Here is a 3326-nt window from a genome sequence, read left to right on the forward strand (position 1 = left end):
CGCTCCTTGTTACGCCACCAGGAGTTCCAGATGAATCTCAGCATGTTCTCCACCTCATTTCGATTTGGTTAATTGAGCATTGTATAAGATGCCTTTCGATAAGATATTCTTTTATCCATATATTTCTTTTTATTTTTCCATTATATACAAATAAGAGTGAATTGACTAAAAAATCTGTTAATTATGGATATTAATTTTAAGGAAATAGAAATAGCACCTCACGGAGGAGGTGCTACATCAGGATTGACTCTTTAAACAACGCGTGGATTCCGTTTCCGCATGATGATCTCGTCAAACGAAACGCCATCATACAGTAAGGCATCAGGAATCATTTCAATGATTTGAAAACCGGCTTTCTTATAAGCTGCAATTGCTCGTTCATTGTGCGAAAACACTTCGAGTTCAAGTTGACCCAGCTGAAGTTCTTCGAAACAAAATCGAAAGATACACGCGATTGCCTCTGTCCCGTATCCTTGACCGGTCCAGGGGAGGGCACGCAGTGAAATCCGAAAGCCAGCGATTCCTGAATCCAAATCGATATCAAGAATCGAACACTCGCCAATCATCTCACCCGACGTCAGGCAAATTGCAAAATCATGACGCGTCGCATCAGCTTGAATCAAGAGAATATGCTGTTTAATCTGTTCGAGCGAAAACGTCGCCGTCGTTCCGGTCATGTAACGTAATGTCTCATTTTGTGTTTGTTCGAATAAGACGTGCGCGTCCGTCACTTCAATCTGGCGTAGAAAAATTCGTTCTCCAGTCAACTGTATGAATATCTTCCTTTCCTTCTCATGACGAAAGTTTAATCGTTTCATCGGTTTCGGTCGTAAAATATTGACGTTTCGTTCGGTCTTGCACGATGAAGACGATCAATACACCAATAAGGAGGAAGCCAACTGAAGCAACGGTATACGTCAAGCGGATCGATGTCTCGGCATATAGACCAATCAAGGCAGTCAGTAGAATGACACCAGTCGATTGTACAACGTGGATGCTACTGAGGAACCGTCCCATCAATTCGACCGGAATGTGTGTTTGAGCAAACGTCATGAAGCCAGTGTTTGCGAATGCAAGGGCAAAACTTAGCAAGAAAAAGCCAATCGCTGCAATCAAGAATGACGTCGCCGAGGCAAAGATCAAGTAACCGACAGGCGTCATCAGTGCCCCAAACTGGATCAAGAACCGGAGCGACAAGCGATGCGTAAAGGTTGCATTGACCGCGGAACCACAGATGATGCCGATTCCGGCGATACTGACGAGGAATCCATACGTACTCTCATCCATCTGCAAAACGATCGTCGCAAACGAGGCTTCAAGCGAATCGAGACCGCTCATCAGGACGATCATTAACGCATAAAAGGCATAGACGAGCGTGATATAGCGCCGCGTTCGTGCAAACTGAAAGGTTTCTTTCCAGTCCTTAAGAATCACTCGGAGTGAAAAGGGGACTGCTGTAGTCGCCGCCAAGCGGACGTCAGGCAAGACGGACAATAAAGTAGCAGAACACAACAGTGCTCCCGCGTTCAATACGATTGCTGTTTCTGGGGAACCGACCAAAAATAAGAACCCGGCAATTGACGGTCCGAGAATGAAACCGGCCGACTGAATGAAATTCTTTAATGCATTGAACCGTTGGCGACTAGTCTCTGGCACGAGCTTCGTCATGTAGATCAATGAGGATGTCTCAAATAGCGTGTTACCGATGTTCAGGATGAAGACGAGCGCATAGAGAACATACAATGAATCGATCAATGTCAGTGAAAAGACGAGCGCGGCGCGCCCGACGTCAAGCATTACGAGTAAGCGACGTTGATTGATTCGATCGACGACACTGCCGGACCAAAGACTCGTCAACAGCGCGGAGATTGGTAACAGGATATAGAGAAAGGAGACGGCGAACGCCGATCCCGTTCGTTCGAGGACGATTAAATTCAAGGCGATGAAGTAGACCCAAGCTCCAATGTTCGAGACACCGACACCAAGTAACAGCAATCCAGGGTATTTCCAATTCGACATATGACACACTCCTTTTTTATTTGTGTTTTAAGCCAATAAAAAAATCCCACCTCCAAGACGTTGGTCTTGGGGACGAGACTGTGCGTGTCGTGGTGCCACCCCTGTTCGCGAAACCGTCACCGGTACCGCCTTCATCGGTACGACCGCTTTTAAACGGCAAATACCTGAGCTCGATAACGGGAGCACCCGTCACGATATCCCCGATTCGGTTCCACCGTGCTGCTCAGAGGCTTGGTTCGGTCAATGACTTTTGCTCCTTCCCACCAATCGGAGCTCTCTAGGAAAAATCGAAATGACGTACTGTTCTCTTCAATGCGTTTGATTCATATGATTTGTCTCATCCTAGCATATGCCAAATGAAATCGTAAAGAATTTTTATCATTTTTTTACAATTGTTGAAAAAAGTACATAGGTATCAAAATTTGAAAAATGATAAAAGTGGTAAAATATGTAACGTGCTATATGTTACATTGTCTTAGTTATGTGTTCACTTTAAAGAAAGGTGTATGAAAGGTGGGAAAAAAGTGAAACGTTTGATTTTTTTCATATCTCCACTCCTGGTTCTTAGCGGAGCTGTCTTTTTTACGACGTTCCATCCGATCGAGCAAGCAATCTATTTCTTAATCTTATTTTTACTGACCTGTCTGTCAGCGATGACAGTAGTGGAGCGACTCGTCAAACATCATGATGTGATCCGGCGACTGAACACGATCCATCCACTTACCGGGATCGTACTGGGTACTCTAATGCTTGCCGTATTCATTGGTAGTATCTTGTGGCTAGCACCTTCACTAACGCACCCAAGTCCCGTCGGTCTTCTCGTCTCGTTCCTCTTCATGTATGGCGGAATCTTAGTCCTCGGTTTCATCGTCAGTTGTTTCTTCGAAGGCATCACGCGACAAACGAAGGATCAATTGATTCGCCCGGTCTTTCTGTTCATCGGAACCGGCCATCTCATCTTGACTGTCCTCGGAATCTTGCAACTGTATCGTCAAACTGGATGATAGCAAACCCTTCTGACGTATGAGACGACAGAGGGGTTATTGTGATTACTGAACGTTTAATATGAATCCAAATTGTCCGTCTCCTTGTTTCCAGCGGGAGTTTAATTCATAAGCATAGATACCAGGCTTTGTTGGAGCATTGAACTGGTCATTGTTCAAAGTGACGCGAGACTCTTGTTTTTGATCGTTCCACTGTATCAGTTTCACGCTTTTAAGATCACCGGATAATTCGACACGGACGGGGGCTCCGGCAGAGACGGTAACTGACGTTTTTCCCTTTGCTAGATCAAGACCGTCACGGTA

Annotated in this window: 3 protein-coding genes, 1 pseudogene and 1 other annotated feature; of the genes and pseudogenes, 1 reads left to right on the top strand and 3 read right to left on the bottom strand. The window is 45.2% G+C overall.

Annotated elements, in window-relative coordinates:
• Positions 1 to 251 precede the first annotated feature (251 nt).
• Entirely contained in the window at positions 252 to 773 is a 522-nt protein-coding gene (locus B2751_RS04795; RefSeq protein WP_396210762.1) for a GNAT family N-acetyltransferase, read from the bottom strand.
• Between the two features lie 19 nt (positions 774 to 792).
• Complete coding sequence (locus B2751_RS04800) at positions 793 to 2019, bottom strand: MFS transporter (protein ID WP_290773252.1); 1227 nt, start codon at positions 2017 to 2019, stop codon at positions 793 to 795.
• Positions 2020 to 2084: 65 nt separating this feature from the next.
• Positions 2085 to 2341: a binding site (T-box leader), on the bottom strand.
• 202 nt (positions 2342 to 2543) lie between these two features.
• On the opposite strand from B2751_RS04800, the gene B2751_RS04805 reads away from it, so the two are divergent.
• A complete protein-coding gene (locus tag B2751_RS04805; protein WP_290773255.1) occupies positions 2544 to 3023 on the top strand; it encodes a hypothetical protein in 480 nt (159 codons plus the stop codon).
• 45 nt (positions 3024 to 3068) lie between these two features.
• On the opposite strand, the pseudogene B2751_RS04810 reads toward B2751_RS04805, so the two are convergent.
• Positions 3069 to 3326, bottom strand: a pseudogene (locus tag B2751_RS04810) (hypothetical protein); the annotation flags it as partial.

This window comes from Exiguobacterium sp. UBA6282 (assembly GCF_002440475.1).
Lineage (GTDB): Bacteria > Bacillota > Bacilli > Exiguobacteriales > Exiguobacteriaceae > Exiguobacterium_A.

Bases quoted from the DNA above. Each gene is read 5' to 3' on its own strand.
- B2751_RS04800 (WP_290773252.1), bottom strand. From the start codon at position 2,019: ATGTCGAATTGGAAATACCCTGGATTGCTGTTACTTGGTGTCGGTGTC.